This window comes from Mycolicibacterium sp. HS_4_1 (assembly GCF_054515875.1).
On sequence record NZ_CM137261.1, the window covers coordinates 2,544,604 to 2,569,257 of the forward strand.

Below are 24,654 nucleotides of genomic sequence, written 5' to 3' on the forward strand. Positions count from 1 at the left end.
ATAGAGCCATGGCCAAGCTCGACTACGACGCCCTCAATGCGGTGACCAGGTACATGATGATCTCGGTCTTCGCCGTCCAGCCGGATGAGTTGCCTGCTGACGAGAAGTCGCGGGCCGCCATCGCCGCCGATACCGCCGCCTACCTCAAGAAGCGCGAGGACGCGGGCGTCGTGGTCCGCGGGCTCTATGACGTCGCCGGCTTCCGGGCCGACGCCGACTTCATGATGTGGACCCACGCCGAACGCGTCGAGGACCTGCAGGCCACCTACACCGGCTTCCGTCGCACCGCCCTCGGCGCCGCCACCGAACCGGTGTGGAGCGTCGTCGCGCTGCACCGTCCGGCCGAGTTCAACAAGAGCCACCTGCCGGCGTTCATCGCGGGCGAGGACCCCGGCGACTACATCTGCGTCTACCCGTTCGTGCGGTCGTTGGATTGGTACCTGCTGCCCGACGAGGACCGCCGCCGGATGCTGGTGGAGCACGGCATGAGCGGGCGTGAGTACCCCGATGTGCGCGCCAACACCGTGCCGGCCTTCGCGCTGGGCGACTACGAGTGGATCCTCGCCTTCGAAGGTCCGGACCTGGCCCGCATCGTCGAACTGATGTGGAAGCTGCGCTACACCGACGCCCGCCGGCACGTCCGCGAGGAGACGCCGTTCTTCACCGGCCCGCGCGTCGGTATCGAGCAGCTGGTCGCGAACCTGCCGTAACGCTCAGCCGGTAGTGGCGCCGAACAGCAGGCCCAGTGCATAGGTCACCGCGGCGGCGCCGTAGCCGATCGTCAACTGGCGCAGCGCCCGTCTCAGCGGCGGTCCGCCGGAGAGCAGGCCGACGACCATGCCCGTCGACAGCAACGCCAAGCCGACCAGGACCGCCGAGACCACCACAGCCGCGATTCCGGTGAGCCCGAACAGGTAGGGCAGCACCGGGATCAGCGCGCCGGACGCGAAGAACAGGAAGCTGGACACCGCGGCCCGCAATCCGGTGCCCACGGCTTCGTGTTTCTCGGTCGACACCTCGCCGAGCGGTGAGTCGGCCAGTGCACCCGACCGCAGGTTCGCGAACACTCCGGCGGCCCGGGCGGCGGCGTCCTGTGGGCTCATCCCGCGGGCCCGGTACACCAGCTCCAGCTCGTTGGCGTCGACATCGAGGGCTTGCACCGCGGTACCTGCCGTGGCGCTGGGCAACGAGGCCTCCAGCAGTTCGAGCTGAGAGTTGACCGACACGTACTCGCCGGCGCCCATGGACAGCGCTCCCGCGATCAACCCGGCCAGACCGGTGGCCAGGATCGTCGCGCTCGACACCCCGGTCGCGCCGACGCCCAGCACCAGAGCCAGATTGCTGACCAGTCCGTCGTTGGCGCCGAACACCGCGGCGCGGAAACTGCCCGACAGCTGGTCGCGGCCGCGGCTGGCGAGGGCGCGCACGACCTCCATGTGGATGCGTTCGTCGGCCGCCATCGTGGGTGTGGCGTCGGCGTCGTGGTCGTACTCCGAGCGGGCTTCGGCGCGCTGGGCCAGGGCCAGCGTGAACACCGATCCGAGGTGACGGGCGAGAAAGCCCAGCAGCCGAGTCCGGACGTCGGGGCGGCGTGGCTTGCCGACCTGGTCGCCTAGCAGCGTCAGCCAGTGTTTCTCATGGCGACCTTCGGCGGTCGCCAGTTGCAGCAGGATGTCGCGTTCGGTGCCCGCACGGCGCTGCGCCAGATCCCGGTAGACGGCGGCCTCGGCGCGTTCGTTGGCCAGATGCTGTCGCCACCGTCGCAATTGCGCGTCGGTGGGCTGTGCCACCACGTCTCAGCTCTCGGCCGGAACCAGGCGAAGCGAGATCGAGTTGATGCAGTAGCGCTGGTCGGTCGGGGTGGGGTAGCCCTCGCCCTCGAAGACGTGCCCGAGGTGGCTGTGGCAGTTGGCGCACAGCACCTCCACCCGCCGCATGCCGAGGGTGTTGTCGGCCCGCAGGATCACCGCGTCCGAATCGGCCGGGTCGAAGAACGACGGCCAGCCGCAATGGGATTCGAACTTCTCGGTGCTGCGGAACAGCTCAGCGCCGCAGGCCCGGCATTGGTAGATGCCCTCGGTCTTGGTGTCGGTGTACTCGCCGACGAAAGGGCGTTCCGTCCCGGCCTCGCGCAGCACGTGGAACTCCTCTGCCGAGAGCTTCTCGCGCCACTGGGCGTCGGAGAGTTCAACTTTGGGGGGCGGCAGTGTCAGTGCGCGATCCGCCTTCGGCTCCTCGCTGCGAGTCATGCGCCCACGCTACCCGCGGAGGCTGCCGCAGGCTCGGGCTTCGATTCGTCCTTCGGCAACCACAACGGGTCGATGCCCTGATCCAGCCGGCCGTCCTTCTTGGCATCGAGGTACCGGAAGTACAGCACGCAGAACACCACGATGAGCATCAGCGACCAGCCGTAGGTGATCCTGATGTACTCGAGGAAGCGGCCCGTGGTCGGCCAGCGCCACATCAGCCAGCGGTCCATGGTGAGGAAGCCGTACACCGCGAGCCAGGCCGGCCAGCTGCGGATCGCCGACCGCGGCAGGACCACCGTCATGAGGAACGGGAACAGCATCATTGAGTAGTAGCCCTGCGCCAGCGACAGCACCAGCCACGAGGTGATCAGCAGCACGCCCGACGAGGTCAGCATCCAGAACAGTTGGTCGCGCTCGCGGTAGTAGCGGTACAGCAGCCACAGGCTGGCCGCGGCCAGCAGCACGAAGGCGGCGCGCAGCGCCACGATGAGCCACATCGGCAGGCCGTAGTAGATGCCGTTGCCCAGCAGCGAGCTGTTGAAGTAGTCGCGGGTCTGGAAGATGTACGGCACCGTGTTGCGGACAAAGCCCATCGGATCGGCCGACAACGGCCAGGCCACGGCGTTGAAGATGAGCGGCATCGCGAACGCGGCCACCAGCGCCCGCCACTGGCGGTTCAGCAACGGCAGGAGCAGCAGGACGCCCAGCAGCGGCTTGAGTACCAGGGTCAGGCCGATCGCGGCGCCGGCCAACCACTCGTGATTTTTCTTGCCGTCCAGCAGCCAGGTGAAGAACAACACCTCGGCCAGCAGGATGCAGCCATTCACGTTGGTGAAAACCAAAGTGTTGGTGACCGATTCGGTGCAGTACATGGCCAGTAGGAGGGCCGGCAACGCCACCGACGTGAGCGAGAACTTGAACAGCCGTACCAGAAGGCAGGCGGCGACGATGATCGCGACCGAGTTGAACGCGACGAACCACATCCGGGAGGCGAACTCCGGCAGGAAGCCGAACGGCGACAGCAGCAGCGTGCCGCCGGGCGGGTACAGGTAGTGCGGGTCGACGTAGTTGAAATGCTCGTTGTAGATCGCCCAGTGCCGCCGGAAGTTGGACACCGCGCGGTACACCGGACCGAAGTCGTCGGTGATGTAACCGTTGGTCGTCAGCACGTAGCTGCGGTGGATGATCGACACGATCGCGATGGGCCACAGCGCATTGCGAACGACGTCCGCGGTGCTCGGTGGGCCGCTGCGGGGACCGAAGACGCTCAGAAGCGATAGAGGGCGCGTCACCACCGAACCCTATAACGGGGTGTTGGGCGGGCCGCTCAGGCCGGGCAGAACGTGTCGGTGTCCGGCAGCTTGCCGGTGTTCACGTACGCCTGCACCGGCGGCAGTGCGCACGCCGTGTAGACGACGGTGCCGTGGCCCGTGCCCTGCCACATGACGCGCCGGCTGTTGGTGCCCGCGTTGATCGCCATGGCCGCCACCGCGGCAATGCCGTCGCCGCCGATGATCGCGTCGTTGTGGGTGCCCAGCAGCAGGAGCGGGATCTTCAGCTCCTTGGGCGGTGCGGGTGCGGGGCTGCTGGGCCAGCTCAGGCACGGCGCCAGGCTGAGCGCGCCGACGGCGCCGAACTGCGGGTACTTCTTGGGCCAGGCGACGAGCAGTTCGCGGACCCGGTCCGGGGTGGGGCGGTTGACGGAGTCGTCGCACCGGTTGACGAACTGGCCGTCGGTCTGGCGTGTCGCCTCGGCCGTCGCGCTCAGCGCGTTGAGGGCGGTCGGGTCACCGTTTCGGGCCGAAGCCAGTGCGCCGGCGAGGAACTGGGTGTTGGCCAGCCCGTCGCCACGCGGATAGCCGAGTGCGGTGGTGATCGCCTCGACCAGGCCGGCCGTCGAGGCGCCGCCGGCACCCCGGCCGGCGCGCGCGTCGGCCAGCATGCCGTCGATGGCGCCCTTGGGGTCCGGGCCCAGTGGGCAGTTGTTGGCCACGCACTGCGCGGCGAACGCGTCGAGCGCAGCCTGCTGGCCCTTGACCCGCTGCTCGGCCGCGGCTTCGGCGGAGATGCCCAGCGGCAAGGGGGAGTCCAGCACCAGCCGGGCGACCTTGGTCGGGTGCGACGCCGCGTACGCCAGCGCGATCTGGGCGCCGTTGCCGATGCCGAGCACGGCCAGCGCGGGTACGTCCCAGGTGCTGCGCAGTCGTTCCAGGTCCTCCGCCGAGTGCGCGTTGTCGTAGGCCGATTCACCGGGCGCGATGCTGTCGGTGCAGTCCGTGGTGGCCGAGGTGGCGACCTTCGCCAGGTTGGCGACCTGGTCGTCGCCGGCGAGGAACTGGGCCTGGTCCAGCAGGTCCTGGCGGTCATTGGTCGACACGCAGCTCAGTGGTCCGGACATGCCCATCCCGCGGCGGTCGACGGCGACGACCGGGCGCGTCTTCAGCAGGTCGACGCCGCCGCGCTGCAACCACACCGGCAGCTGACGCGAGGTCGGGATGTCCGATCCGGTGGTCATGACGATCGGTCCGGCGTCGGCCGGTGTGGTGGCCAGGCGGGCACGTACGACACCGATGCTGACGGTCCCGGCTGAGCCGCCCAGGGAATCGAGGTCGGCATCGTAATCGGAACAGTCCAGGATGACGCCGGGCACGGCGGGCACCGTCGCGTCGCCGAACACCCGGGACGTGCACTCGCGCCACGTCAGGTCCTTCTTGGGCACGGCGATCGGCGGCGGGCCGTCAGGCGCCTTGGACGCGGTGGCTGCGCCTTGCGGGCGGGCACCGGAGTCCGTGACGTACCGGGGGTTGGCGGCCAGCAGCGGAGCGCATCCGGCGACGACCGTCGACAGCACCACGGTCGACAGGCTCAGGGCCGGGAGCAGGTGGCGACGCATGGCCACCACAGTAGCGATGCGGGTGGTCCGGACCCGTCAGCGGACGTAGCGCGTGTACAGGTAGCCCGCGGTGTCGGTGAGCACGTGGCTGCGCCGCAGCCGGGTGTGGGCCTCACCGGGACCAGAGGCGATCCGCCGGGCAAATCCGCCGACCAGGATGGGGGCGATGGTCACGCACATCTCGTCGATCAGATCTTCTTCGATCAACATGTTCAGCACTGACGGCCCGCCCTCGGTCAGCACCCGCCGCAGCCCGCGCTCACCGAGAATGCGGAGCACGATGTGCGGGTCGACCCGGTCGGGTGCGGTGCCGGAGGCGTCGATGACCTCGGCGAGCCCGGTGAACCGGTGGTAGGTGTCGTCGATACTGTCGCGGCTGGTGAGGAGCAGCGGCGGCACCTCGGTGCGGGTGAACAGCTTGGCGTCGTGCGGGATGTCCGCGCTGTGGGTGATCACCGCGATCGGCGGCACCTCGGCCTGGCCGCGGAGTTGGCGGGCCTGCCGTTGCGCCGCGGACATCTGGGCGCCGGAGTAGTTCTCGATGCGGACGGTCGCCGCGCCGACCAGGATGACGTCGGCCTGCTGGCGCATATAGCCGAACAGTGCCCGGTCGCCCGGACCGGCGAGGCCGCCGGCGCGTCCGTCGTCGGTGGCGCCGCCGTCCAGGCTGGAGATCATGTTGGCCCGCACCCAGGGCCGGTCGAGTTCGGCAGGGTAGCTGTAGAACGGCGCCAGCGCCGTGTCGTCGCCGGTCTCGGCGCCGGCCGGGAAGGCAGCGCCAACCGCGTTGAGCTCTGTGAGCTGCGTCGCAGCGTCGGGATCGGACACGTGAATCATTGCAACACGCCGCTATGGTGCGTTAATGCCTGGGGCCAGCGAAGTCGCGCACCTGACCGATCGTCACCCGACCGTCACGCCGGAAAGACTGATCGCCGAACTGGTTCCGCCACCCACCTTCGCCGACGTCAGCTTCGACTCCTACCGCCCGGATCCGAACGAACCGTCGCAGGCCGCGGCGGTGGTCTCGGCCCGCAAATTCTGCGACCACGCAACCCGCCAGCGGGCCGGCAAGAAGAAGTTGTTCGGCAAGCGCGAAGCGCTGCCCGGTGTCGGCATGTACCTCGACGGTGGCTTCGGCGTCGGCAAGACCCACCTTTTGGCGTCGACCTATTACACGCTGGCCGGGGCCGACGCGGGCCCGGCCGCATTCGCCACGTTCGGTGAGCTGACCCAGCTGGCCGGCGTTTTCGGCTTCACCGAGTGCATCGACCTGCTGTCCGACTATGTGGTGGTCTGCATCGACGAGTTCGAGCTCGACGATCCCGGCAACACCACTCTGATCTCGCGGCTGCTCTCGGCGCTGGTGGAGCGCGGCGTGTCCATCGCGGCGACGTCGAACACGCTGCCCGAACAGCTCGGTGAAGGGCGCTTCGCCGCACAGGACTTCCTGCGGGAAATCAACACGCTGTCAAGTATTTTCACCACCGTCCGGGTCGAGGGCCCCGACTACCGGCAGCGCGCACTGCCGTCGGCTCCGGTGCCGCCGTCGGAGGACGAGGTGCGGTCCTGGGCCGTCGGTGTCGAGGGTGCCACGCTCGACGAGTTCGACGCCTTGTGCGCGCACCTGGCGACCATGCACCCGTCGCGCTATCACGCGTTGATCGAAGGCGTGCAACGGGTTTTCATCACCGGCGTGCACATGGTGTACGACCAGGCCGTCGCGCTGCGCCTGGTGTCGCTGATCGACCGCCTCTACGACGCCGGCGTTCCCGTCGTGGCGTCGGGGGAGAAGATGAACGCCGTCTTCAGCGAGGAGATGCTCGCCGGTGGCTTCCGCAAGAAGTACCTGCGTGCCACGTCTCGGCTGCTCGCGCTGACCCATGAGGGCACGCAGCTCCACGTCTAGCGCGACAGCGGCCGCACCAGCACGTAGTCACTCTCGGTTCGCTCGCCGAGCTGAAAGGTCTTGGTGCCGCTGACCTCGAATCCGTGCTTGCGGTAAAACCGTTGGGCGCGCCCGTTTTCCTGGTTGACGCCCAGCCACACGCAGCGGGCGCCGAGGTCCCGGGCGAACCCGACCGACGCATCCATGAGTGTCGCGGCGACCTTGCCGCCATGGACGTCGGGCAGTACGTAGCACTTGGACAGTTCGACGGCCGGTCGCTCCGGCACCGCACGCTGCACGTCGGCGTCGTCGATCACGCCACGAATCAGCATGGTGTAGCCCAGGATTCGGACGTCGTCGTGGGCGACGAACACAGCGCGCTCGGGATCACGCAAGTACTCGCCGAAACGATCCGCGGACAGGTTGGCGGCGATGAACGCGGCGATGTTCTCCCGTGTCGACGACGGCGGGCACGCCAGCGGGAAGGTCGCCGCGGCCACGTCGGCAAGTTCGGCGATATCGCCGGTCCGCGCAGCCCGCACTTGAACCGTCATCGGAATCTCCTTGTCCCCGGCCACAAAACTGCCCCTGTCCGCAAGGGGCAGGGGCAGTTTATGTGCGTTCTTGGGAGCCTCAGGGCAGCTGGTCGCCCGGCTGCCAGATGTTCCACTGCGCCAGGTGGGTGCCGGTGGCCGGGTTCAGCATGACCACGTTGGTCACCAGCCCGCGATAGACGTCCCAGTAGACGACGCCGTCGACGGTCGAGCCCGCCGGCGCGTTCAGCAGCTTGGTCTCCAACGCGTTGGGGTCGTCGGTGTGCTTGGACACGTACGCGTCGGCGTAGGGGGTGACGCCGCTGAAGGTGACACCCGAGGCCATCCAGTAGGGGTTGGGTGTCGAGATGACGTGCACGGTGACGTCGGCCTTCCAGGGGCCGCCCTGATTGCGCCAGCGCGGCGAGCCGTTCCAGGTCCAGCCCGGCGGTTCGTCCGACGGCAATACGTTGTGGACGGTGACATCCGCAACGAGGCCCTTGAAGTCGACGTGGAGGGTCTGGCCCAGGTTGCCGATGCTCGTCTCGGCTGCCGCCGACGGCGCCAGCGTGGCGGCCAGCAGGGTCAGCGCACCGAGGAAACCCGCCAGCCAGCGGTAGGTCCTGTTGCCGTTCACGCCCGTGCTCATCGCGTCCTCTCAGTTGTGACTGCCTCGCATGATGGCATACCGCCATCACGGCCTCGCCCGAATGGACCAGATCTGGCCACTTCAGCGTGGTCGGTGGATCGTTTCGTCCCTGTCAGTGGACACTCACGCCTGCCCGGGCTGGCCGCCGGCCGACTGCTGGGCGGCGACGAAGTCGCTGAGCATCTTTTCCAGCTCGGTTTCGAGGCGGCCTTTGTCGACGCCGAGGTGGTGCAAGGGTCCGTCGGTGTCCTCGGATTCGAGCAGTGCCAGCAGGATGTGCTCGGTCCCGATGTAGTTGTGCCCCAGCCGAAGTGCCTCGCGGAAGGTCAGCTCCAGCACCTTCTTGGCGGCGCTGTCGAATGGGATCAGGGCCTTGGGTTCGGCGGTGCCGACGGGGACGGCGGCGGCCGTGCGAATCTGGTCGGCGGTGACGCCTTGGTTGCTCAGCAGGACCATCGCCAGTGAGCCCGGATCGGTGAGCAGTCCGAGCAACAGATGGTCGGGGGTGATCTCGGCGCTGCGCGACGTGTGTGCGGCTTGTTGGGCTTCGACGACGGCGGTCCGGGCGCGCGGGGTGAAGCGGCTGAATCCGTCTTTCGGATCCATGGTGTCGAACCGGGGTTCCTTGGGGACGAAGCGTTTCTGGGCGGCCTGTTTGGTGACGCCCATGCTGCTGCCGATGTCGGTCCAGGACGCGCCCGAGCGGCGGGCTTGGTCGACGAAGTGGCCGATGAGATGGTCGGCGATGTCACCGAGGTGTTCGGCGGCGAGCATCGCGTCGGTGAGTTGGTCGAGCGGTTCGGTGTGCACCTTCTTGATCGTCTCGATCAGGTCGTCGAGCCGGATGGTGCCGGCGATCGGATTGGGGGTCGACGTATGTGCGGATTCAGACATGCGTCAACCCTAGGTTGACGACAGGAGATCGTCAACCGCAAGTTGACGAAATCTATGAGTGGCGGAGGGTATCCCAGTCGTGCTCGGTTTCCAGCTGCTCGATGGCCTTGGCCGTGCGCTCCTTCAGCACCAGGGTGACGGTCAAGGCGAGCAGGGCGCCGACCAGCAAGGCAACCCAGGAGAACCGGGCCAGCCACTTCTCGGCGGCCACGCCCAGGTAATAGACGACGGCGGTGGTGCCACAGGCCCAGACCACGCCGCCGGCCGCGTTCGCCGCCAGGAAGTGGGGGTATCGCATCTTGAGAGCACCGGCCAGGGGGCCCGCGAAGATGCGCAGCAGTGCGACGAAGCGGCCGAAGAAGACGGCCCAGACGCCCCAGCGGCTGAAGAGCCGGCGCGCAAGCGCGACGTGGCCCGGCCCGAAGTGTTTGGGAAACCTGCGGCCGAGGCGTTCGAACAGCGACATGCCGAAGCGTCGGCCGATGCTGTATCCGATCGAGTCGCCGATGATGGCGCCGGCGGCGGCCGAGAGCCCGACGGCGGCCGGGTCGATGTCGAGGGTGTGTCGCGTCGCCAGGACCGCAGCCGTGACCAGAATGATCTCGCCCGGCAGCGGGATGCCCAGGCTTTCCAGCCCGATCACGAGCCCTACCACGAGATACACCGCCAGTGGCGGGATCGATTGCAGCAGCGTGTCGACGTCCATGCCGCTAAGGATGCACTACTACTGCGTGGGTGCCGGCGCGGGCGGCGCCGGTGCCGGGGCGGGACCACCACCGCCGCCGAGGGTGCCGAGAATCGCGATCGCGGCGCGCGCCTGCGGGGAGATGTTCGGTCCCGGTCCGGGGGAGTCCGGCGCGGCGTCGGTGACGTGCCAGGGCTGGCAGCCGCTGGTCTTGAATGCCTTGTCCGTCGCGTCGATGAGGACGACCTGCGGCTTGGCGCTCATGGCGCTGTCGATGACGTTGTCCTTGGCGTGCGGATCCACGTTGTTCATGCGGCGCCAGTAGCAGCGGTGATCGCCGACTGGGCCGGCCGTGGCGTACGTGCCGGGCGCGATGTCCTTGCCGACGACGAACAGTCCGTCGCCGTCGATGCTGGTCTTCGGGCCGGCCGGGTTAGGGGCGGCGGGGCCCGGGGGAGCCGGCGTGGGGTCGGCCATGGCGATGGCCGTCGAAGCGCCCCAGCTCACCACGGCCAGTGCCGCGGCAACGGCGATCGACGTCTTTGAGCTCATGACGACAAAGTTTAGCTCTTCTAGCAATGTGCGTGGGGTGCGCAGTGGTACAGAAAACACCGCAGGGCGTGGGCCGTTGTGGCCCACGCCCTGACGATGACGGTTTGCGAGATCAGTGCTGCGGCGCGAAGATGCCGCCCACCAAGCCGACGAGCTGCTGGGTGGCATAGGTGCCGAGCGTGCCGGCGCCCTGGTTGTAGTACGTGCCGGCGGTGCCGGTTTGCTGGTTGTAGTAGGTCCCGGCCTTGCCCAGGGCCTGCTCGTTGGCGGTACCGAACTGGCCGACGGCCTGGTTGACCTGGGTGCCGAACTGGCCGATCGCCTGGATCGGGTTCGGCGGCGGCGGGGTCGGGGCGGCCGAGGCGGCGCCGGCTCCGGCGAGCGCGACGATTGCGGCCCCGCCGGCCAGCGCGATCGATCCTGCGATGCGAGTGGTGATGTTAGCCATGACTGGTGTCCCTCCTGGAGCGAAACTCGCTTACAGCAAATATTTGTAGTCCAGATTCAGCCGCTTCGCAACCATCTGAGCGAACTTTTGACGAAGATTCATATTGCGAATTGATATTTGCTGGCCAAATCGAGGGCGATCGCTGCTGCAGAGTCGGGTGGGACATGTGTGGCAGCGCGGTGATGCCGAGCATCAAGCCGCCAGCGCTGCGCTGATAATGCATTTGAACTGCCGCTATGGCTGTCTCGTGACACCTCTGAGCGGGTGACTGGACCGTGACGGTCGACGCTGCTGGGGTTACGTCGATGGAATTAGCTGGACGGCGAATAAACATCGCCGAGCAGCTATTGAGTGAGACGGCTCGGTCTACTTCATCGGTGCGCATCAGTAAAGCGTTACACGCGGCGTGGCGGGGGTCCGAGCATGTTCACTGTCGGCGCCGCTTCGTGGCCTGCGGGTGGTGTTGGGATGCCCTGGACGCCGCGGCGTGAAACGAGGACCCTATGACTGAATGACTGAAGGAGTCATAGGTATGGCACGCGCTTTCACGTCCGGCGAGAAGGACGACATCGCGCGCGTCCTGGCGGATACGGCCGAGCGCCTGTTCGCCACCCAGGGCCTGAAGAAAACGTCGCTTCTGGCGTCCTGGTCGACGACATCGCGCCGGAGGTCCTGCTGGGCGTCATGCCGTCGGTCGGTCTGCTCGTGCTGAACAAGGACCGGTTCGGCGCCGACTACGCCGCCGTGCTCGAGGCAACCATCCGGACTTTGGCAAGGGGGATGCTCAAATGAAACTTCTGGACAAGTACGCCCATGTGGCCGGCATGAGCGACGACGCCTGGCGCCGCCACGCCAACCCATGGAGCGTGTGGACACGATTCGCGGCCATCCCGCTCATGATGCTGGCGATCTGGAGCCGTGTCTGGATCGGGTGGTGGGCGTTGGCGCCTGTCGGCGTCGTCATCCTCTGGCTCTGGTGGAATCCGCACGCATTCGCGCCCGTCGACAAACCGGTTGCCTGGTCGTCCCGCGGCATCTACGGCGAACGGCTGTGGCTGCGGGATCGCTCGAGCATGCCGGCGGGCTTCGCTGTGGTGCAACGAATTTGGATCGTCGGCGCGGTGGCCGGCGCAGCCTTGCTGACATGGGGCCTTGCCGCTCTGCTCATCTGGCCGGCGGTGTTCGGCGCCGTACTCGTCGTTTATGGGCAGCTGTGGCGGATCGACCGATTGGGCATCTTCTACGGCGAGGTGACTGCCGGTCGGTGACCGGTCTCATTTCGCGCTTTGGCCGCGCGCGGGGGAGCGCCGCGCGAGAATAGGTCGATGCGCGAGTTCAGCGAAGAGCGAGCGATCAGCGAAGTTGTGATACGTCTGACGGCTCGCTACCCGTCACTCGACCCCGCGCAGATCGCCACCGCAGTCCGGCAGACGCACGACGGGTTCGCGTCGAGCAGCGTGCGGGATTTCGTGCCCCTCCTGGTAGAGCGACACGTCCGTGAGGAACTCGACGAAGGCCTGCGGGCTGCCGCGGTCTGAGTCGTACTCCGACGGCCTCTGATCAGCCTTCGCAGGCGATTCCGTCGCCGTCGCGGTCCTGGGACGCCTTGTAGTCGGGATCGCCCTGCGGGATGTTGTATCGGCCGTCGGCGTGGGCTGCCGAACAGTTCTTGTAGCCGGATGCCTGCGCGGCGGGCGCGATGGCCACCCCGGCAGACGTGATCAGGGCAGCAACGACCAACGCACGCAACATTTTCGACCTCGGAGAGTTAGCTCGGAACGGCAATATGCCGATATTGCGAGCTGGACGCTACCCGGGCTTTTGCGGGTCTGTAAGCGAAATAGGGAAATTCCTGCAGATTGACTGTGAACGCGTGTGCGGTTGCTGGTTGCCGTGAAACAAGAAAAGGCCCGGTTCGAAAACCGGGCCTGTCCTGAAGGTCGTGGTGCGCGATACTGGGATTGAATCACCTCTTTGGTTTGCTGGCGACATTGGGCGCGATCAGCGGATATGATGTAATCGGTTGCTGTGCAACAAGATTAGTATCCGGAAAATTGCGGAAGACTCCGGAAGTGTGTGTGCTAATTTTTGTCCACAGATACCCCGTGGGCATCCTTCAGCCCACGGTCTGCCCACCTCAGTATCGCGGGAAGGTGTATCCAGTGGCGCGCACCAAGGGCACCTTCGGAAGCGTCGAGCTGCTCTCCGGCGGGCACTACCGGGCTCGCTATGTCGGTCCGGATGGACGACGGCACAAGGCCCCGACGACGTTCTTGACGATCAAGGACGCGCGCTGCTGGTTGGCTCTGCGGCAGTCCGAGATTATTCGCAACGCCTGGGTGCCGCCCGAGGCGGCGCTCAAGGTTGACCGCAAGCTGACCTTCGGTCGCTACGCCAAGTCGTGGATGGCCGACCGGCGAGTCAAGGGGGAGCCATTGAAGGTGCGCACTCGCGAGCACTACCAATGGCTGCTTGACGAGCACTTGCTTCCGACGTTCGGAGCAATGTCCGTTAGTGCGATCACCGCCGACGATGTACGTGTCTGGCACACCCGAATGGGTAAGGCGACCCCGACGGCACGCTCACACGCCTACGGCCTGCTGAACGCGATCATGAACACCGCTGTGGCTGACGGCAAGGCGACGTTGAGTCCTTGCGTAATTCGCGGTGCTGGAACTTCCCCGAGGGTCAAGAAGATCAGGCCCGCGACATTGTCCGAGCTGGAGGTGCTCACCAAATCCATGCCTGCGCCCTATCAGGCTCTAGTACTGATGGCAGCTTGGTGCGCAATGCGATTCGGTGAGCTCACCGAGTTGCGTCGCAAGGACATCGAGTTGACCGCACGCACCGAACGCGATGACGACGGAAATGAGCTGGTCGTGCATGAGGGTGTTGTACACATCAGTCGCGCGGTGGTTCGTATGGGCGACGGATTCGAGGTCACCACGCCCAAGAGTGACGCCGGAACCCGTGATGTTGCAATCCCGCCCCACCTGGTGCCGGTGATCGAAGCGCACCTGCAGACCCACGTCGAGGCCAAGCCCGATGCGCTGTTGTTCCCGGCGAAGCATGGGGGACACCTTGCACCCGCGTCGCTCTACCGCAGGTTCTACTCTGCGCGCACTGCAGCTGGCCGTGACGATCTTCGGTTCCATGATTTGCGCCATACTGGCGCGGTACTGGCGGCTCAAACCGGTGCCACGCTGGCGGAGCTGATGTCCCGGTTGGGCCACTCCACGCCACAGGCGGCTATGCGCTATCAGCATGCTGCCCAGGGTCGAGACCGTCAGATAGCGGCGGCGCTGTCCCGGATGGCGCTCGGGGAGTAAACACTCTGCCTCCAGCGCGCCCAAGCGTCGGGCTGGAGTGGTGGTTTGGGGGATGCAGGTTCGCGATACCGGCTATTAACTGCACGTGGGAGGGGCCTTTCGCCTCCGGCGACGACGCTGAAACTTGGCGAGGGCCCAGCCGACTGGCGAGAGCTCGTCTAAAACAGGTGGGAGAAGCCCAGGATTACGCCAGCGGCGATCACCAGAGCGAGCGCCAACACTGCGATCCAAAGCCAGCGGCGACTGGGTGGGTGATCGCTCGCAGGCGAGCATGGCGATGACCCACTACCAACCGGGAGTGGTCCGAAGCCTGGCTGAGTCCCATATCCGCCGGGAGGTTTACCTCGCTGTAGCGCATCGGATCGACTCACGTCTGCCTCGCGCTGCGGAGGCATGGCTCCGAAACCAGGCACATCACTGTCATCCATGGCGATCCCGATCTCAACTCGTCGTAGCTGGATGATGCGTATGAGCCGACCACGCAGTGCGTGATGGGTGTCGACTACCTATTGGTTGACTGAGGTTTCTCGTCCGGCTTCGGGTCAGTTTCGGGCTTCGGACTGGACTCCGTGGGCTTGCCCTGCTCTATATGAGTCGATCTATTGGGGTCGGCACCACGTTGTCCCATCACCGACCTTCCCGGACCGTGGTCATCACCTCGCTTTGTCATGGTGGACGTCCTTTGTCTTTTCCACCTGTGATTTTGGCTTGCCTGCCTGGATTTTCTCGGAGCGAGGCTGCGACGGTTTCTGCTGCCTAGTCTCCGTAGACTCTTCAAATCTGCGTGACGGTCCTGCCATAACATCGGCCCCTATCAACTAGCCTTGCCGCCAGCCATTTTATCGATCAGCAACTCCTCCGGGGCCACAATCCGTCGCGCGAATACCTCGACATCTTCGTCGCTGAATTTGCCGTTGTGGTCGTCCTTCAGCGACCACAACAACCTGACTTCGAGCCTGCAGATGTTTGGCGGTCTGCCCAGATCAAGCAGCAGGTCGTCCGACACCGTTTCTCCCGGTTCAATCCATGCGTGCTCACGCAGGATTTCAAAAGCACGGTCAACGTTGTCAGGGGTCCCTTCGTTGTCGATCGACAGCTGCACGTAATTCCACTTGACCTCGTTGTGGACGGAGTCGCCGTGGAAGGCCACTTGCAGGCCGGTCCCGTGCTGATTCAGCGTGATCATCGACGCGCCGATATTGGTGACACGAACTCTCACGTGAAGCAGGTCTGTCTCATCCACCGCGCGCCATTGGCAGGCCAGTTCGACAGAAAGGCGGGGGCGGTATGTCCGCCCTCGGACGAATTTGAAATACGCCCATGACCCACCGACGGCCACACCTGCGGCGGTGACAAGGCTCTGGATGCCGCCAGAGATGTCCCTGAACGCGCCGGTGCCGAGCTGACGCCAGGGGCCCACGGTCATTGCCGACCAGACTCCGACGACGATTGCGGCGAGCCCCAGGACCAGCGAGACATAGCCGACCCACTTGGTGACGGGTGATCGGTTTCTCGGCACGTCCAACAGTTTGAACTGTGTTGGAGTCGAACATGCGACAATTCGAGGTGCGTGGGCACCCATGGGCCGAGCGGATTCCTGGCGCTTCTGGCTTGCGGGGTTCGTACGGATTCGCTGCGGCTGTCTAGGCAGCGGTTGCCCCGAGAGGCCGGAGGTCTTGGACCCCGGGAGGAATGGATCGCGTCTGATGACGGGTCGGAGTTCAACGTCGTGGTTGTCCCGGGCAACTGCGGTGTAAGTGCGTTGTCAGCCTTCTTGAGGCTATGTCGGACGGTGCGTGTTGACGTCGAAAGTTATTGCTCCGCTACAGAAACCGTGTAGCGAATCGCGCCGAAATATGTCCGTCGGCGCTGTCGTACTTGCCGGTTCGGTTGGAACTTCCGATCCGGCGGTGACGTTGAAGGGGGCATGGCGTTGACCGAACTGCCTCAAGGGGATTCGATGGTCGCGCTGGCAGCGGCCCCGGCGTACGCAGTCACAACGTGGGGCCCCTACTTCAACGCCATGACCGGTGCGCCGCGCCGGGTGCACTGGTACGCCAGCTGGAAGAACAACCAGCTCGGCGCTGACCGCGCAGCTGCTCTGTGGCGTCAGCGAGAGGCACTGCGGGTGGCTTACGAACAGCTGCACGGTGATGACCTAGACCGGTGGCCGGACGCCCATCCAGGCGTGGTCCTAAATGGGACGGACTTCTTCGCCTACTCCGCGTGCTTGCGGTGCCAGTGGCTCCATGCCGAACGGTTCGATGTTCGGGACCCCGCCCAGGTCGTGATTGCCCGACAGCGGGCCCGAGAGCATCAAGAAGCCCCTATCGCCGACGTTGTGCAAGACGCGCCACGGTTCTGATCCTCCTCCATGCGCGCCCGCTAGAGGCAGTGCGTTTGCGTATCGAGGCGGTCACCATCGTTCGTCAAAGTTTGCCCCGGTAGTCCGGATGCTCCGGACGATGCTGAGCGGTTCGCGGTGCGCTGAAGACTCTCATCACGGCATGAAGCCCAGAAATCCTGCGCGTAGTGCGTTGACGCTCTAGCATTCGGTCAGCTGGCGGTGGCGTTGCTGAGGGCTGGGGGATTGAATGTTCGCCAAATGCGTGCGAGCCCTAAGTTGCTGGATTCTCAGCCTCGGTGTCGTCCACGGCGGTTTGCTCACCGCTGGTATCGCCCACGCCGACCCGATCACTCTTCCGGGTTGCGATGGTGCCGGTGACTGCCAAACGAACCATGATCCAAACAAAGCCGGATGCTGGGGTGATGCGTATGTCGTGCACACCGCTCCCGTGTGGAACCTTGGTCCCACGAGAGATACCAGCTTCAAGCACTCGATTGGGCGGGTGGAATTGTGGTACAGCAACTACTGTCAGACCAACTGGACCAAGACCATAATCGACGCTGGCCAACCGAAAACTACAATCGATCAGTACGTTTACCTTCCGGGTACGAGCCTCTACACCACACCTCAAGTAGACACAGCAACCTCAGCGTTCAGTCTGCAGGTCTACGCTCCCGGCGCGACGGAAGTCCGGTGGAGTGTCGAGGTGTATCAAAACAAAATCCCGGTAGGAACATCGCTCGGCGGGTGCGACGGCACGTCTTGCTTTCACACCCTCGGGGACAACGGGTGAACGCCGACTCACGAGAGCATCGTGTCGAACCACCCGGCACCGACAGTCGCTAGTGGGCTGAGCCGCAGTACCGGCACTTGATGGCGGCGGCCTTGATGGTCTCAGCACAGAAGGGGCCCCGTCTTTTCGTCGTCCCGAGGGCGATCGAGCACTGCGACCGGCTCTCGGGTCCGCTCCAAGCCGATGGGGATGTTGTGCATGGCTACACTCCGGGCACTAACGCCCCGGAGGCGTCGCGGTGAGCTGGCAGGCCTGGGTCCCCGAGGCAGTCCACAATGACGCGCGAACCGGGTGCAGCTTGGGCGAGTGCGGCTTGAGCCGCCGCTTCCCGCGTGGGAGCCCACGCTCCTCGGATGCTGTAGGGAGTCCCCATCGTGGCGGCGGCGACGCATCCTTCGGGACCTGCCGCCAGTGGCTGGCAGTCGACTACGCCGCCGAGGCGGTTACAGCCTCTTGTGGCGTTGATCAACGCGGACTGGCGGGTAAAGCCGGTATCGACGCCTTCTTCGCCACTGGTCTGTGATGCCGCCACGGCGACCCAGAGGTCGTCCGCGTGGGCCGCAGCGGGTGCGCCGACCGCACCGATACTCATGCCCACGAGCAGCAGGGCGGTGCCCACGGTGAAGAGATGGCGCGCCATTGGTGATCGGCGGGGCCACGTGGCAGGGGCCGTCCGTGTCATCGTTCCTCCGGTTGGTTTGTGGTCTGTGGATGCAGGAAGACGCAGGAACTCGGTCGGTGCTTGGCCTACTGGGACCAGTACGCGGTCATCGGTTCGTCGCTGAGGACGCTGCCGCCCTGGGTAATCGTGAGTTCGCTGGATGAGATCGTGTAGAGGACCCCGTTGTTGGTGACCGTGAAGCCCGAGGAGGTGCGGGTCACGCCGTCGGCGTAGACACCTTGCTGGTTCTGCAGGCCCATCCCCTTGTAATACAGAGCGCCGTTGCGGGATTGGCAGACGACCACAAGTGCACTGTTGGTGCGCCCTATGGCCACCGCCGGATCGACGTCGAGGCACCGGGCGAGGTAGTTCCCAAGGAAGCCGTGACCGTCGGCTCCGGGCACTGTGACGGAAGCTGCTGGGGCGGCAGGTGCAGGTAGCTGCTGTTCGGGTGCGGTAGCCGCAGGGGTGCTTGCACCCGATGGGGGCGTGGAGCTGATCGGGGTATTCCAGGTGCACGCCTGCGGTTGGAACACCATCGGCAGCGTGCCGTTACTGGCCACCATGATTGGGGCCGACGACATCTGAATTTCCGGTTTGAAGGGACCGTTGCCGAGGAGTTTGTTCTGGCCGTCCAGGTCGACCACAATGTCCACGGTGTGTCGCGAGGCGTTCACGTTCACCGACGGCGGGACCTGTTGTGGGGGCCGGTCGAGTCCATCGCCATCGGCGTACCAGGTCGAGTGGAAGCGGTCCGGCGAGTTCACGACGAGAACCGGGTCGTGGGCGGCGGCAGCCCCGTCCAGGTCGGTTGTGGTGGCGATGTCGGCCCCGTAGGACATGCCCTCGGCTGGTGGCCCCAAGGGGAAATGCAAGGTTACCTCAAGGCGCTGATCCCCGGGGTGGCGTACGGACACCCAGTCCACCCAGGCCTCGGGCGTCAACGGCTTGGACATCCGGGGATCGGCTTTCGGTCCGAACGGAAGGACCTGGCAACCCATGGTGTGCGGCAACGCCGACCACGTGGTGCCATCAGCAGTTGATTTAGAACATGAGCTGGCACTGATCAGCGCACCGACGAGTGCGACCGTTGTGAGAAATCGCGTTACCGGCGCGCTGTTCCGCATGTTAGGGAAGGACCGCGTCCGCCAGGCCGAAGAACATTCCGCGCCGGGCCACCTCAGACAGTCCATCGCCCGCCCTTCTCGCGGTAGCAGCAATCAGCATCGACCCGTGCCGCTGGCCGAAGTCCGCTGTAAACACTGCGGGATCACCGGGATCACGCCTCATTCCTGAGCGACACAGCAAACTAGAAGAACAATATCCTAAATTGGGATATTCCTGGCGGCAAGGTGCGCTGCCAGGATGGAGAAGTCCATCTACTCGGAGCAGTACCAGCAGCTGTGTGCGCTGCTGCGTAACCTGCGCCGGGAGGCTGGGTTGACCCAGGTTGAGGTCGCCGAGCGACTTGCGGTGCCCCAGTCATTCGTCAGCAAGTACGAGATTGGCGAGCGCCGCCTTGACGTGATCGAGCTCCAACATGTTGCAGACGCACTGGGAAGCACCCTGAGTGAAGTGGTCTCCAGGTTGGATCGGAACGCGAACTAGGTGGCTGGTTCATAGCCTCAACCGGCGTAGCGGGTGCCGCGCGCGGCGAGCGCAATCTGATTCTGAAGTCGCTGAAAGATCGCCACGTTGATCGGCGTCGGCCCGCGAAATCTGCTCGACAATCCCGTGATCGACTGATCGTTGGGTGGGAGGGCCAGCATTCTCGCCGACCCTCCCCAACGACCTGGGTGCGAATTCCGAAGAATTCGCAGGGACACCTCGTACCGGCATGAATGGGGCCGGTCCCAGGAGTTGCGGGGGCAACGGTGCCCCATATTCGCTCTGCTGTCAATATGTTGATCGTGACCTCGATCGTGGTGTGGTGTGGCGTTGATTCGCGTGCTCCGGCATCGCTGTACATCGCATCCGACAGCCGCATTACATGGGCACGTGGTGACGGCGTATCGGCATGGGACCGTGGCCGCAAGACGTTCGCGTCAGTGTCAGCTCCGTTCATCTTTGGTTACTGGGGAGATGTGCAATTTCCCGCGATGGTCATCCCGATGGTTCTGGACCGTATCGATAGAGGGCAGTATTTGGGGCTGCAACCGCAACTCGCCCACGAAGCCATATTCGGCATGATCCAGCGGCAGTGGTCGAGCTATCCGGACCATGAGCGAAGGACCATGGGCATCGTGATCGGCAGCCGGGACGGAGACCGTTCGAGCGACTTCCACCTGTCAGTCGCGAACTATTCGGCATCGAGTCGTCGTTGGAAACTTCAGCCAGTTTCGATGCCGCTCACCTCCAGTGTCCTGGAGCTGAGGGGCAGCGGCCAGACGACGGTCAACGAAGCAGTCGCGCGCTGGGATGCCAGTCCAGCAGCGGGCACCAGCCGCGCGGTCTTCAGCGCATTCTGTGAAGCCCTGCGGTCCGGCGAGGACGCGGCTTCTGGTGGCCCACCGCAGCTTGTAGGTCTCCACCGCATCAAAGCGGGCAAGAACTTCGGCATCGTATGGAACAACCAGCGATACCTGTCAGGAGCCGACGTTCTGACCACCGAATACCCTGACATCTCGGGCGTTGAGTGGTTCAACGAGCTCTTCGAGAGGGCTGACCCTGCGAGTCGGAAGCGACTGCCGGGGGCACAGGTGCATCAGCCACGCTGACCTACCTGCCCAATCGATCTGGGGTGTCGGTGGGAGCGCGTAGCGTTGCGCCACCATGTCCAAGGCCAAAGCCAAATCCAGCAACGTTTCCCGAGCGCCTATGCTCGGCCCGCTGATGAACCGCCATGGGGAATACCCGTGCGGTATGTGCGGAGTGAAGATGGTGTTATCGAAGGCGCACGTACCTCCGAAGTGCGCGGGCAACAAGATGTTGGTCAAGCGCCACCACTTCACGAGGAACGGCCACGAGGCTGATGCCGGTCGAAGCACCATGGGCGGCATCCACTTCTATGGGCTGTGCGGTGACTGCAACACGCTGGCGGGCCAGTACGACGAGGCCTACGGAGTCCTGGCCAGCGGCCTTCGTCCGCTGTGGGTCAAGTCCTGGAGAATCGAGGTACCGCCGCGCATCCAGATGCCATCGATCGAATTCGACCCCGGCTCGGTCGTCCGGTCGATCTTGCTCGGGATGTGCGCCACCGGTGAGCTGATCTATCGCAATTGGCCGTCGCTGCCGTCCGACCTCACCAACGGCCAGTCGGTGCAGCTGCCATCCGATATGAGGCTCTACCTTGCGCTGGCCCGAGGCATGACAGCCCGTGTTGCTGGGTCCATGTCGGGGTTCCAGATTTACGGGCCAAACGCGCGCCGGAATCTGGAGGGCGCTCCGATCGGCATCAACGCCCTGGCCTCGGTGTACTTCCCGCCGATGGCTTGGGAACTGGTGCAGGCCGGTGATACGACTCTTGATGCTGATGGCTGGGTCAACGTTAGCGACTGGACCCAGTACCTGCCGAACGAAACTCATCGGCTGCCGGACCTGGTGTCAGCTCTGCCGTCCGTGTGTCATCCGTGGCACCACCCAGTGCATAACGAAGGCTGGTTCGACCTGATGAACATCAACCACGTGCCCATCGTCGAGTGTGAGAACATCGAGGGGGGTCCCCGCGATCCTGACGCTCCGCTGACTGTAACCAAGCGGGCCGTTGTCAGCATCGACGAGTACAAGGAGATGGCCCGGCGCAACGGTATGGTGATCTGACGAGCGACCTCTCGGACTCGCATGATCCGATTGCACAGGCCTACAGCAACACCACAGGAAGCGGTCGGGCGCGGAGGCTGCACCCGCTAGCATTCGCCCATGCCATTGCGGATCGGTGAGACCTTCGCCGGATACCGGATTCTGCGATTGCTGGGCTCCGGGGGGATGGGTGAGGTCTATCTTGTCCAGCACCCCCGACTGCCCAGGCGGGACGCCCTGAAGGTCCTTCGCGCAGACGTTTCCAGCGATACCTCGTTTCGGGAGCGGTTCATCCGGGAGGCTGACCTGGCTGCGGGTCTGCGGCATCCACACATCGTGGGTGTCCAGGATCGGGGCGAACACGACGGCCAGATGTGGATCGCGATGGACTACATCGACGGCACCGACGCGGCTCAACTCATACAGCAGCGCTACCCGGCGGGCATGCCCACCGAACTGGCCACCACCATCATCATCGCCGTGGCCAGCGCGCTCGATTACGCCCACAAGAAGGGCCTGCTGCACCGAGACGTCAAGCCCGCCAACATCATCGTCGCCGACATCGACACCGACGATCCGCAGGTCTTCCTCGCCGATTTCGGTATTGCGAGACCGCTCGACGACACCACCGGAATCACCACCACCAACATGACGGTGGGCACTGTTGCCTACGCTGCACCGGAACAACTCATGGGTGAGCCGATGGACGGGCGCGCCGACCAGTACGCGCTGGCAGCCACCGCCTACCACCTCCTGACCGGGGTGCAGCTGTTCCCGAACTCCAACCCGGCGGTGGTGATCAGCCGACATCTCAGCGCAGAGCCGCCTCCGTTGGGCGACCAGCGCGCGGACTGTGCCGTCCTCGACGACGTACTGCAGATCGCGCTGGCCAAAAATCCCGACGACCGATTCACGTCGTGTTCGGCGTTCGCGCATGCCCTCGCCGATGAATCCCCAGGCCGGGGCACTGTATCGGCAAACGCGACTACCCGGGCAGCCCCACGACCGCGCCGATCTGCTCCGGCACCGTCTACGAGCGCAGCGTCTCCGGTGGCAGCCGCCGGATCATCTCGGCGGACCTGGCTCATCCTTGGCAGCGTCGCGGCCACCGTCTTGCTACTGGCTGTTATCGGAGTGCTGTGGCGGCCATGGCAGCACGCGCAGTCCAATGCCAGCGCCAACCCATCCGGCCAGGCACCATCTACGTCCACCTCGACCCCGACCTCGGTGGCAGCCGCGCAGTCTGTTGCCGCTCCGCCGCCGGTAACCGTCATGGCCGCACCAACGACGAGCGCCGCCCAGATTCCCGGCGGACCGACCATCGGTGACGAGTGCGGCGACTGGATGAAGTTCTCCACCGATCCTGTGTCGGGGCAAACTATGTTGTGTGGCGGATACCCAGGCGGTGACTCCATGACATGGTCCTCCGCCGAGGAGGGTGCGGTAGGACCGGCAAAGGGAACAGCGGACAAACCTCGCGTCGGCAAGGTTGGTAGCTCCTGCAGGGGCGAGGTGCCGTTTACGTTGGGGCGGTCCAGCGATAACTACCTCGTGTGGTGTACGGGTGGGGGCCAATACGACCCCCCTGGTTCCATATCCACTTGGACCAAGTACCACCCTTAGACACTGTGGTCCTGACCGGCGATCTGCCACCCGGGTGCGCGGCGGGGGTAATGGGCGGGCGCATACCCGCACAGAGCCCGGCAGCGATGGTCAGTCCTCCGGGATGGCGTCTCCGAATAGCTGCGCGACAGCTTCCAACATCGGTTCCTCTTCAACCCCGAGTTCGATGCCCGCACCTGCGACCGGTGCGCCGTAGCCGGGTGCCACGGCAACCCAGGTGACCGATACCCGGTTGACACCGCTTTGCGCTGACAGGACCACGTCGTGATACTCGGTACTATCCCACGCGAACTCTTCGCCGGGGGGGGGGGGGGGGGGGGGGGGGGGGGGGGAGTTCTGCAAGGTTGATCCCGACTTCGAGACCAGCATCGAGGTTCTTCCAGCTGACCGGGTAGTGGGCAGGCTTCGGTATCCGGACTCTCGCAGCCGCGTTGTACATCGTGACCGGTTCTTCGTAATCCGGGTCAAGCAGCCGATAGATCGAGAAGTCGCTCAGGTCCTCCTTTTCGATGCCAGCAGCACCCGCAAAGTTGATCACCAACTTGACGTCACGCAGGTACTCAGAGGTGTAGTTGGTGACGACGAATCTGAGTGCTGGCCAGGTCATTCCGGCGACATAGTGTTCGGTGCGATGCCATTCTCGGGTAACCCTGGCGCGTCGCTCGGCGATGACTTCGTCTACGTCTTCCGCCGTCGGCGGTGCCGCCGGGTGGTCGTGTCCCAATAGCGAGTCATATGCTGCCCACGCCGTTCGCTCCGAGGCCGTCCGGCGCTGGGACTTGGTTTGGCTGTCGCGGGTCTGCTGGTCGCAGTACTCCAGCAAGGTTTCACGCACTTCATCTCCGCCGGTGAAGAACCGCCCGACACCATCGACCACCAGCTGGATATCCAGGACGGTTGGAGCATCGTCACCGTCAGCCGGTGCGGCTGCGATGCTGCTGGCGGCGCGGGCTTCGGCAGCGCGTTTCCAGGACCGCAACGTTTCTTCCTCGTAGGCCGAGTCATCGGCGTCGATGAGGTGCGCACAGTTCTGGCAGCACCAGATGCCGTTGTCGGCGCTTCGCCGTTGCTCGCGGTTCAGGGTCTCGTCGTATCGGGGGCCGAGGACCGACGCGGCGGTGATATGTGCCGCGATACCGATGTTGGTAGAGCCAGGGTGTCCGGCGGCTGGACCGACGGTGAGCTTGCCACAATTCGGGTTCGAGCAGAGGTACCCAACGCGCCTGGCCAAGTTGGTCTTGGTGGTCTGCAGGAAATCATCCCTACTCGGCGACACGATGCTGACTTCCCCCATCTGGTCGCGGTGGTGCAAGGGCCTGGCTCGATGTCGAAGATATGCATTCCGGACCGGCGGGCCGTCACCTGACACGCGGTA

27 protein-coding genes are annotated in these 24,654 nt (G+C 65.1%); 10 read left to right on the top strand and 17 right to left on the bottom strand.

All coding sequences use genetic code 11. The features are described 5' to 3' along the window. The first annotated feature begins 8 nt into the window (after nt 1–8). Nucleotides 9–710, top strand: coding sequence for a hydrogen peroxide-dependent heme synthase (gene hemQ / locus ACX12F_RS12140; protein WP_459369786.1), 702 nt, complete (start codon nt 9–11; stop codon nt 708–710). Nucleotides 711–713: 3 nt separating this feature from the next. Here hemQ and ACX12F_RS12145 read toward each other — a convergent pair whose 3' ends face one another. The 5 genes from ACX12F_RS12145 to ACX12F_RS12165 are packed head-to-tail and all read right to left on the bottom strand — an operon-like array spanning nt 714 to nt 5,970. Beyond that, nucleotides 714–1,793, bottom strand: coding sequence for a VIT1/CCC1 transporter family protein (locus ACX12F_RS12145; protein WP_459369787.1), 1,080 nt, complete (start codon nt 1,791–1,793; stop codon nt 714–716). 3 nt (nt 1,794–1,796) lie between these two features. After that, nucleotides 1,797–2,213: a peptide-methionine (R)-S-oxide reductase MsrB gene (msrB, locus tag ACX12F_RS12150; protein WP_459370328.1), complete on the bottom strand. Its 417-nt coding sequence runs from the start codon at nt 2,211–2,213 to the stop codon at nt 1,797–1,799. Between the two features lie 32 nt (nt 2,214–2,245). Further along, the gene (aftC, locus tag ACX12F_RS12155; RefSeq protein ID WP_459369788.1) at nt 2,246–3,541 is read right to left on the bottom strand and encodes an arabinofuranan 3-O-arabinosyltransferase; all 1,296 of its coding nucleotides are present in this window, start codon (nt 3,539–3,541) and stop codon (nt 2,246–2,248) included. 35 nt (nt 3,542–3,576) lie between these two features. Then, on the bottom strand, nt 3,577–5,142 hold the full coding sequence (locus tag ACX12F_RS12160) for an alpha/beta fold hydrolase (RefSeq protein WP_459369789.1): 1,566 nt from the start codon (nt 5,140–5,142) through the stop codon (nt 3,577–3,579). Between the two features lie 36 nt (nt 5,143–5,178). After that, on the bottom strand, nt 5,179–5,970 hold the full coding sequence (locus ACX12F_RS12165) for a pyrimidine reductase family protein (RefSeq protein ID WP_459369790.1): 792 nt from the start codon (nt 5,968–5,970) through the stop codon (nt 5,179–5,181). Between the two features lie 34 nt (nt 5,971–6,004). Between ACX12F_RS12165 and zapE the strand changes: the two genes are divergently transcribed. Beyond that, nucleotides 6,005–7,048 (top strand): cell division protein ZapE, encoded by a 1,044-nt coding sequence (gene zapE, locus ACX12F_RS12170; RefSeq protein WP_459369791.1) that lies wholly within the window; start codon nt 6,005–6,007, stop codon nt 7,046–7,048. On the opposite strand, the gene ACX12F_RS12175 is transcribed toward zapE, so the two are convergent. The 6 genes from ACX12F_RS12175 to ACX12F_RS12200 form a co-directional block, all read right to left on the bottom strand. Beyond that, the gene (locus tag ACX12F_RS12175) at nt 7,045–7,581 is read right to left on the bottom strand and encodes a GNAT family N-acetyltransferase (RefSeq protein WP_459369792.1); all 537 of its coding nucleotides are present in this window, start codon (nt 7,579–7,581) and stop codon (nt 7,045–7,047) included. The genes zapE and ACX12F_RS12175 overlap by 4 nt on opposite strands. A 79-nt stretch (nt 7,582–7,660) precedes the next feature. Further along, nucleotides 7,661–8,209: a hypothetical protein gene (locus ACX12F_RS12180; protein ID WP_459369793.1), complete on the bottom strand. Its 549-nt coding sequence runs from the start codon at nt 8,207–8,209 to the stop codon at nt 7,661–7,663. A 123-nt stretch (nt 8,210–8,332) separates the two neighbouring features. Continuing rightward, nucleotides 8,333–9,103: a Clp protease N-terminal domain-containing protein gene (locus ACX12F_RS12185; protein ID WP_459369794.1), complete on the bottom strand. Its 771-nt coding sequence runs from the start codon at nt 9,101–9,103 to the stop codon at nt 8,333–8,335. Between the two features lie 52 nt (nt 9,104–9,155). Next, nucleotides 9,156–9,809, bottom strand: coding sequence for a DedA family protein (locus ACX12F_RS12190; protein ID WP_459369795.1), 654 nt, complete (start codon nt 9,807–9,809; stop codon nt 9,156–9,158). Nucleotides 9,810–9,827: 18 nt separating this feature from the next. After that, nucleotides 9,828–10,340 (bottom strand): Rv1352/Rv1906c domain-containing protein, encoded by a 513-nt coding sequence (locus tag ACX12F_RS12195; protein ID WP_459369796.1) that lies wholly within the window; start codon nt 10,338–10,340, stop codon nt 9,828–9,830. A 112-nt stretch (nt 10,341–10,452) separates the two neighbouring features. Further along, entirely contained in the window at nt 10,453–10,788 is a 336-nt protein-coding gene (locus ACX12F_RS12200) for a hypothetical protein (protein ID WP_459369797.1), read from the bottom strand. A 788-nt stretch (nt 10,789–11,576) separates the two neighbouring features. Between ACX12F_RS12200 and ACX12F_RS12205 the strand changes: the two genes are divergently transcribed. After that, the gene (locus ACX12F_RS12205) at nt 11,577–12,056 is read left to right on the top strand and encodes a DUF6653 family protein (RefSeq protein WP_459369798.1); all 480 of its coding nucleotides are present in this window, start codon (nt 11,577–11,579) and stop codon (nt 12,054–12,056) included. A gap of 57 nt (nt 12,057–12,113) precedes the next feature. Further along, nucleotides 12,114–12,326 carry a three-helix bundle dimerization domain-containing protein gene (locus tag ACX12F_RS12210; protein WP_459369799.1) on the top strand — a complete coding sequence of 71 codons (213 nt, stop codon included), beginning with the start codon at nt 12,114–12,116 and terminating at the stop codon, nt 12,324–12,326. A 22-nt stretch (nt 12,327–12,348) separates the two neighbouring features. On the opposite strand, the gene ACX12F_RS12215 is transcribed toward ACX12F_RS12210, so the two are convergent. Next, nucleotides 12,349–12,540 carry an excalibur calcium-binding domain-containing protein gene (locus ACX12F_RS12215; RefSeq protein WP_459369800.1) on the bottom strand — a complete coding sequence of 64 codons (192 nt, stop codon included), beginning with the start codon at nt 12,538–12,540 and terminating at the stop codon, nt 12,349–12,351. Between the two features lie 410 nt (nt 12,541–12,950). Here ACX12F_RS12215 and ACX12F_RS12220 point away from each other — a divergent pair, with 410 nt between their 5' ends. Beyond that, nucleotides 12,951–14,117 (top strand): tyrosine-type recombinase/integrase, encoded by a 1,167-nt coding sequence (locus tag ACX12F_RS12220; RefSeq protein WP_459369801.1) that lies wholly within the window; start codon nt 12,951–12,953, stop codon nt 14,115–14,117. Between the two features lie 814 nt (nt 14,118–14,931). Here the strand turns inward: ACX12F_RS12220 and ACX12F_RS12225 are convergent. After that, on the bottom strand, nt 14,932–15,636 hold the full coding sequence (locus ACX12F_RS12225) for a hypothetical protein (RefSeq protein WP_459369802.1): 705 nt from the start codon (nt 15,634–15,636) through the stop codon (nt 14,932–14,934). Between the two features lie 408 nt (nt 15,637–16,044). Between ACX12F_RS12225 and ACX12F_RS12230 the strand changes: the two genes are divergently transcribed. Further along, entirely contained in the window at nt 16,045–16,482 is a 438-nt protein-coding gene (locus ACX12F_RS12230) for a hypothetical protein (RefSeq protein WP_459369803.1), read from the top strand. A gap of 977 nt (nt 16,483–17,459) precedes the next feature. Here the strand turns inward: ACX12F_RS12230 and ACX12F_RS12235 are convergent. Together ACX12F_RS12235 and ACX12F_RS12240 are read right to left on the bottom strand one after the other, a co-directional pair. Beyond that, on the bottom strand, nt 17,460–17,897 hold the full coding sequence (locus tag ACX12F_RS12235; RefSeq protein WP_459369804.1) for a DUF4189 domain-containing protein: 438 nt from the start codon (nt 17,895–17,897) through the stop codon (nt 17,460–17,462). A 107-nt stretch (nt 17,898–18,004) separates the two neighbouring features. Beyond that, complete coding sequence (locus ACX12F_RS12240) at nt 18,005–18,874, bottom strand: hypothetical protein (protein ID WP_459369805.1); 870 nt, start codon at nt 18,872–18,874, stop codon at nt 18,005–18,007. A gap of 409 nt (nt 18,875–19,283) precedes the next feature. Between ACX12F_RS12240 and ACX12F_RS12245 the strand changes: the two genes are divergently transcribed. The 4 genes from ACX12F_RS12245 to ACX12F_RS12260 all read left to right on the top strand — a co-directional run bounded on the left by ACX12F_RS12245 (nt 19,284) and on the right by ACX12F_RS12260 (nt 23,279). Continuing rightward, the gene (locus ACX12F_RS12245; protein WP_459369806.1) at nt 19,284–19,526 is read left to right on the top strand and encodes a type II toxin-antitoxin system RelB family anti-toxin; all 243 of its coding nucleotides are present in this window, start codon (nt 19,284–19,286) and stop codon (nt 19,524–19,526) included. Between the two features lie 302 nt (nt 19,527–19,828). Next, nucleotides 19,829–20,635: a hypothetical protein gene (locus ACX12F_RS12250; RefSeq protein WP_459369807.1), complete on the top strand. Its 807-nt coding sequence runs from the start codon at nt 19,829–19,831 to the stop codon at nt 20,633–20,635. 160 nt (nt 20,636–20,795) lie between these two features. Then, a complete protein-coding gene (locus ACX12F_RS12255) occupies nt 20,796–21,677 on the top strand; it encodes a hypothetical protein (RefSeq protein ID WP_459369808.1) in 882 nt (293 codons plus the stop codon). 99 nt (nt 21,678–21,776) lie between these two features. Continuing rightward, nucleotides 21,777–23,279 (top strand): serine/threonine-protein kinase, encoded by a 1,503-nt coding sequence (locus ACX12F_RS12260; protein WP_459369809.1) that lies wholly within the window; start codon nt 21,777–21,779, stop codon nt 23,277–23,279. Nucleotides 23,280–23,369: 90 nt separating this feature from the next. On the opposite strand, the gene ACX12F_RS12265 is transcribed toward ACX12F_RS12260, so the two are convergent. Together ACX12F_RS12265 and ACX12F_RS12270 are read right to left on the bottom strand one after the other, a co-directional pair. Beyond that, complete coding sequence (locus ACX12F_RS12265; protein ID WP_459369810.1) at nt 23,370–23,540, bottom strand: hypothetical protein; 171 nt, start codon at nt 23,538–23,540, stop codon at nt 23,370–23,372. Nucleotides 23,541–23,556: 16 nt separating this feature from the next. After that, a complete protein-coding gene (locus ACX12F_RS12270) occupies nt 23,557–24,573 on the bottom strand; it encodes a hypothetical protein (RefSeq protein WP_459369811.1) in 1,017 nt (338 codons plus the stop codon). Between the last annotated feature and the right edge of the window lie 81 nt (nt 24,574–24,654).